This is a genomic window from Photobacterium sp. OFAV2-7, from assembly GCF_022347985.1.
Taxonomy (GTDB): Bacteria; Pseudomonadota; Gammaproteobacteria; order Enterobacterales; family Vibrionaceae; genus Photobacterium.
This window is the reverse complement of sequence record NZ_JAKRFQ010000230.1, coordinates 1-6,388: the sequence shown is the minus strand read 5'-3', so window position 1 is coordinate 6,388 and position 6,388 is coordinate 1. Positions and strand designations below refer to the sequence as shown.

The 6,388-nt window shown below is 45.3% G+C and carries 4 protein-coding genes; all 4 read left to right on the top strand.

Annotated elements, in window-relative coordinates:
• On the top strand, nucleotides 1-1,948 hold a 1,948-nt coding region (locus MHN01_RS13090), incomplete at its 5' end, for a TonB-dependent hemoglobin/transferrin/lactoferrin family receptor (RefSeq protein WP_239411748.1).
• A gap of 9 nt (nucleotides 1,949-1,957) precedes the next feature.
• Nucleotides 1,958-4,261 (top strand): proprotein convertase P-domain-containing protein, encoded by a 2,304-nt coding sequence (locus MHN01_RS13085; RefSeq protein WP_239411747.1) that lies wholly within the window; start codon nucleotides 1,958-1,960, stop codon nucleotides 4,259-4,261.
• Entirely contained in the window at nucleotides 4,258-5,712 is a 1,455-nt protein-coding gene (locus tag MHN01_RS13080) for a DUF1566 domain-containing protein (RefSeq protein ID WP_239411746.1), read from the top strand. Before MHN01_RS13085 ends, MHN01_RS13080 begins: the two co-directional genes overlap by 4 nt.
• The gene (locus MHN01_RS13075) at nucleotides 5,712-6,278 is read left to right on the top strand and encodes a DUF1566 domain-containing protein (protein ID WP_239411745.1); all 567 of its coding nucleotides are present in this window, start codon (nucleotides 5,712-5,714) and stop codon (nucleotides 6,276-6,278) included. The genes MHN01_RS13080 and MHN01_RS13075 overlap by 1 nt, the downstream gene beginning before the upstream one ends.
• The last annotated feature ends 110 nt before the right edge of the window (nucleotides 6,279-6,388 follow it).

The window sequence follows — 6,388 nt, the reverse complement described above, 5'->3', positions numbered from 1 at the left end:
GCTATATGATGCGCTTAATCGAGAGCCTGGGGTCAGCGTTACTGGTGGCGCAGGCAGGCCACAAAATATCACTATTCGTGGTATCACAGGTAATCGAATTTCTATTGTGAAAGACGGTATAGCCATGTCAGATGGTTATGGCGCCAGTGATCTTAATGACAAAGTAGGACGCAATTCGTTTGATCTGTCGACGTTGAAGCAGATCCAGGTGGTCAAGGGAGCAAGCTCGACGACTTATGGCTCTGGCGCTATCGGTGGTGTTGTGATTTTAGAATCCAAAACACCAGGTGATTTTCTTAAGGGTGAAGATTTCTATGCTGATGTGGGTACTACCTACACAGGAATCAGCAATAAGTACAAAGTCGCTTCTAACTTAGCCTTTCGTGGTGGCGATACCCGCAGTTTACTCTCACTAAGTTACTGGACAGGGGAAGAAACACGCAACCATAAGGAAGATCTCTATAACCGGGATGTGGAGGGGATTAATGGTGCTTATACATTGCACCACGACCTGAATGATCAATGGTTGCTGAAAGCCAAGGCCGAAGTTTATCGAGATGAAATGCAGCGTGAGGAAGGCATGGCATCCATTCAGAAAGATGGCGCCTGGGAAATTAAAGATTTCAACGAAGATACAACGCAAAGCACTTACACGGTGATGGCTGGGGCTGAATACTATGCCGAAAGCGGCGCGTTCGACAATATGGACACTAAAGCGTATTGGCGTTATACCGAGCACGAAGAGTACATCAACAGGCTGATGAATCGAGAGAACAACGGAGTTACAGAGTTGCGTCGCGAGATTTCAGATCGCAGCTTTACCGATGAACTGGTTGGTCTCTCCGCAGATTTCGATAAAGAATTATTCAGTAATGGATTGATGCATACCTTGGTATACGGCGCAGTGGTCGAAACTAGCTACCATGATCGTCCAGTATCTAAGACTGTGAATGATTGGAACGGCAAGGTTACTTCGGAATCCAACCCTTTCGCGCCCGCTCGCAGCTACTCCCTTGGTGCATTTATCCAAGATTCAGTTGTCATTAATAAATGGACGGCGATGCTCGGTTTGCGTTTCGATTTGCATGAACTGAAACCAGAAAAACAAGATGCTATTGGTGTCGATCTTGATTTGAAAGACAACTCAAGCAATGAACTGTCACCTAGCGCTTCGCTGGCCTATCAGTTTACTCCGGACCTGAATGCATACGTGACTTACAAACACGGTTACCGTGCGCCTGAGTATGACAAAACGTACGGTTATGTGAATCACGATTTTGTTCCCATCACACCTTTTGAGATTTTGCCAAATTTAGAGCTGGAAGCTGAAACCAGTGACAGCTTTGAGGTGGGCTCGAAGTATGACGACGGTACTGTGAAAATCTATGCGGCGGTGTTTTACAACAAGTTTCAGAACTTCATTGGTATCTCAGAGCTTGGGTTCAACTCAGAGTCGGGGCTGTGGGAGAAGCGCTATGAAAACCTTTCTGGTGTAGAAACCTATGGTGCAGAAGTCTTGCTGGCTTACGCCTTAGATCAACATTGGTCTGCGAGCACTAAAGCCGGTTGGGTCAATGGCAAGGATGACAACGACGAGTACATACGTTCCATTACGCCACTGGAAGGCAATGTTGAACTGAATTATGACCAGGAGGCAATGAATGCTTACGCACGTCTTAACTGGGCTGATGCGATGGATCGTACGCCAAGCTGCAGCACCGATATCGGACTGAAGACTGACTGTGCGCAAACGTCTGGTTGGGCAAGTGTTGATATTGGAGTGGGCTATTCATTCACACGTGACTTAGAGCTGAACGTGAATGTGATCAATCTGCTTGATCGCGAATATACACGTTATCAGGACGTTGCTGGTGTGTCGCAAGATCAAACTCGCTTCTCTACAGAGCCTGGTCGCTATTTCACAGTCAATGCCCGTTACGCCTTCTAAGGATTGGATATGAAATATCAATTGACTCTGCTTGCATTGGTAATGGCCAGTGCATCAGCTCAAGGCGGGGAGTGGGATTATCCGTCTGGAAATGAAGTGGTGGCCGATCAGGCCGCCGCTAAATCTTACGTCGAAACCCATTATCCGGAAATCGGCAGTGTAGCAATCCGTTATCAGAGCCAAAGCAAACTGGGGCATCAGTACAATTTCAATATTTCATTGGAAGGTGAATACAAATCGCAGCGAACGATTGTGGTACATACAGATGGCTCCGGTATTGTTCAGCGGGTATTTAAGAGCCTGGAAGATACCATTTTGCGAAATGGTTCTGCGATAACAGCCGCAGAGCTAGAGTCTCCCCGCAGGCTTAAAGCGACAACACCGCCTGAACTTTCAACGGGTACCTTAATTAATGCCCAAGTCAATGTGGTTGACCCTGACTTGAGGACGATGGATAAACAGCCAGCACCTGAGCTGCCCTGGACGGATATTGCTGATTATCCCACTCCGGCTCATTTTGTTTTGCATGATGTCGAGTTGTTGATCTCTGGGGGGAAATATTACCTGTCAAACTCCCGCGTAATGCAGGTAGATGCTGAATACCTTGAAGTACAAAACCCCGATTCTGGCAACTGGGAAAAAAGTGATAGTGCATCGTTTCTTCCATTGGAGGGGATTGTTGAATTTGATCAACTAAATGATCTTAAGAATTTGTCCTTTGCTAGCCATGATTTCACCCAGGTAATGGCGTTCTATCAAATCGACCAGTCATTACGTTATCTTGAGTCATTGGGCTATTCGTTGTTTACAGAGCCTGTCCAATATGATGCTCGTGGACTGTCAAACAATAACTCCAGCTATTTCTATGGTCCGAAGGCTGCAATGTTTGGTATTGGTGGCTCGCCTGATGCGCTTGATGCGGATGTAGTTGTGCATGAATTGGGTCATGGTATTCACTATCAAATTGTCCCTGACTGGGGCTATGGCCATACCGGGGCGATGGCTGAAGGGTTTGCTGATTACTGGGCGGGATCAAACAGCTACCGCAAGCTTTATGATCAGGGCAGTGACTTTGAAATTGATACTGTTTTTAACTGGGAAGGGTACTTCGGTACCAAAATTGCGACGCGCAGCCTTTGGAACCAGCGAGCTCGTTACTTTGAGAGCAGTGAGTACCTTGCGCATATCAGCGTTGGCGGTGAACTTGGCGATGAACTATGGTCAACGCCTTTGTTCCAAACCCTGAAGCAGGGTGTAGAGCGTTATGGTAAAGAGGCATTTACTGAAGTTGATACCATAGTACTCGAGTCTATGTTCGGGCTTGGACGCAGTATGAAGATGCACGACCTGGTTGAGAGCATGGTTTATGTCGCGGACAAGTTGTATCCGGGGCGAGATTATGCCGAGTTGTTGAAGGCCAACTTTGACGTGCACGGATTGCTGAAAGCGCCATTCCGGATTGAAGTTGATTCACGTTACGCTAATCATATTCTTCCCTTGAATTTTAGGTTGATAGCTAACGGCCGTCAGGCTTCTGTTGACGGTTCAATAAAGACTTCCATTGGTAGCAGTGACACGGTTAAATCTGACAAGTTTTCTGTTTTAGGAAAGAGTATTGCTCTGCCAAGTTCTGCTGTTTGCGGTGAGTCATTTAATCTTGTCACGGATTTAGCGTATCAGTACGAAAGTCAGTTGCAATCCCTGAACTGGAGAAAAGATACCTCTCTTGTTTATGGTACGCCCGTTTTAGATCAGGATGCTAAGGTTCTTAATTCTGTTCTACCTGATGCAACGCTTAATGAACACAATTCGCTAAACTTCGGGTTTAAGAGCTTTAATTTTATCATCAACGGCGATTCAAGAACTGCTGATGAAAACCTGGCTGTTTATTTGAAGCTCTCTCATGAAAACCTCGCTGATCTGCGTGTCACTTTGGTTTCTCCTAAAGGTACACGACAGGAACTGCTTACCAATCAAACTTATTCTCAACAGTCACTTACTCGTTATTGGGTTGCGAAGAATGACAATGTGCTTTCTGCCTTTGTCGGAGAACCAATGGCAGGAACATGGCGATTGGAAGTAACTGACTATTCTGCCAATCACTCAGGCACCTTGGTTGAGTGGGCTGTTGGCCGCGTATCAAAATACGGCTGTGCCGGCACAGCAGGCAATGAAAATAATAATAACAATGACTCTGGATCCGGTGGTAGCGGCGGTGCATCAACACCGCTGAACCTGCTGCTCGGTCTCATCATTTTGTTCTGGCGTCGTGAGCGACACTTTAACTCTAAATCAGAAGAAGTAAATCAATGAAACATCAACTAACAATGCTTGCTGCAGCCTTGCTGGTCGCAGGCTGTAACAATTCTGGCGGTGGTTCAGACAGTAGCACACCAACATATAGTGTTTCAGGTAAGGTTACCGCTCAGGCAGCCAAAGGTAATGAAACTGTATGTGCTGATTTAAATGGTGATTTTATCTGCGGTTCCGGTGAGCCAAGCACTGCTGCTAGCAATGGCCAGTTTACGATAACCAGTACCGATAAAAGTATTCTAAGTGCACCTCTTGTGGTGAACCTGGACACCGGGGTAACCAGTAAGTCTAGTTACAGCTCAACTAATGTAAAAAGTACATCAACCAATGCATTCCTAGTTGCTCCAGGACAGCAAAAAACAACGGGTAACGAAATTAATGCCATTACCACGCTTGTGGCAAGTCAGGTCGCTGGTGGCCTTAGCTTAGATAATGCCATTAAAGCTGTGAAGGCACAGTTGCTTGTCCTTGGATTGCCAGCGACTGATAACCTTCTTAGCGAAGGCAGTAATAATGAGTACATGACACTTGAAAGCAACATTCTTTCTATTATCTCTGCCGTAGACAAAACTACTCCGGATTACTCATTGACCATTTTCAGCCAGAACCTGCAAGACTATAAAGATATTCTGCTAAGTGATGCCCCTTCGGAAGAAGATTTGCAACACGTTGTGGATGACTTGGATAATTCATCTGAAGCTGTTGTACCTAATGATACCGGAGTTACCACCTATTTCACTGATGGCGGTGATAATACGGTTGCATCATTAGATTACCCTGGCCAGGACGCAGATTTTGGTTTTGATGCGACAGATAACGGTTTCAAATTTGTCAAACTCGATGCCAATGGGCAGGCCTTGGCAGCGGATGCTACTGAGTGGTCATGTGTCAAAGATGAGCGCACCGAACTTATCTGGGAATCTAAAAAGAACGATGCCAGCTCGCCACAGCATTTTGACCGTCTGTTTGCGTATCAGCTGACAGGGAAATTCGAACCTTATATCGAAGATCTCAAACTGGCAGGTTGCCAGAGTGCAGGAGATAAAATTTGTACAACTGAGCAATACGTTGAATATTTAAATGCTAATAAGGTTTGCGGGATCAGTGATTGGCGCTTACCAACTTTCAACGAGTATTATGACTTGATCGATTTTGGTGAAACTGAGAAAGATGTCGATGGTCTGGTTTACGGTTTAACCCACGCATTTTTCCCACTTCAGAGCAAAGCGAGTTACCTCGAAGCAGGTACAGTTTGGACATCAACCAAGAGCTTTACTGATTACTCGGATTACGCAATGAGCGGGGCAGAGTATCGTACTTTTGTTCAGACACTAGGAAGTAGCCGAGGAACCGTTTCAACAGTAGAAATATATAGCGATAAAGTGGCTAGCGATAACTACGACTCATATCAAATGCCAATTCGTCTTGTAGCCAAAGGGAGCAAAAAATAATGAAGAAACAAATACTAGGGCTATTGCTGGCGCTGCTTCCTGTAACCGGTATGGCGGCACAGGAATGTTCGATTACTGCAGGAAAGTCTGTTCCAAACGTGCGTTACCAATTTAATGATATTGGAACGGTGAAAGATCGTATATCAGGCTTAACCTGGATGCGTTGTCCATTGGGTAAAACTTGGAATAATACCTCCCAGATATGTGAAGGCGAGGGTAGTACAGTTTTCTGGCAAGCTGCTCTTAATGATGTTCAGGCAATCAACAGCAGTGAAAGCCACGAACTATATCATTTTGGTGGTAAATCTAAGTGGCGTTTGCCTAACATAAAAGAGCTGGCTTCATTAACCGAGCACGGTTGCCGAGCTCCTTCATTAAATGGAAAGGCGTTTAATGGGGCTTTCCCATACCAGACTAGTGACGGTAGCCTGAAAGCGTATATTTGGAGTAATACACCGAATCATGATGGCTCAAAAGTACTTACATATGACACGGTTAATGGAGAAATTTACGAACGCGGCGTATCTGAAATAGCTATTAGTGTGCTGCTTGTTAGTGATGAATAGGCTGATCATTTTAGAGACGGTTGAATGTTAACATGAGCCAATGATAAGCATTAAGATTAGTTCCTAAGTTAAGCCTCCTAACAATATGTCTAGGAGGCTTGAACTTATAT

Coding starts and splice junctions, on each gene's coding strand:
- MHN01_RS13085 (WP_239411747.1), top strand. CDS start 1,958: ATGAAATATCAATTGACTCTGCTTGCATTGGTAATGGCCAGTGCATCA.
- MHN01_RS13080 (WP_239411746.1), top strand. CDS start 4,258: ATGAAACATCAACTAACAATGCTTGCTGCAGCCTTGCTGGTCGCAGGC.
- MHN01_RS13075 (WP_239411745.1), top strand. CDS start 5,712: ATGAAGAAACAAATACTAGGGCTATTGCTGGCGCTGCTTCCTGTAACC.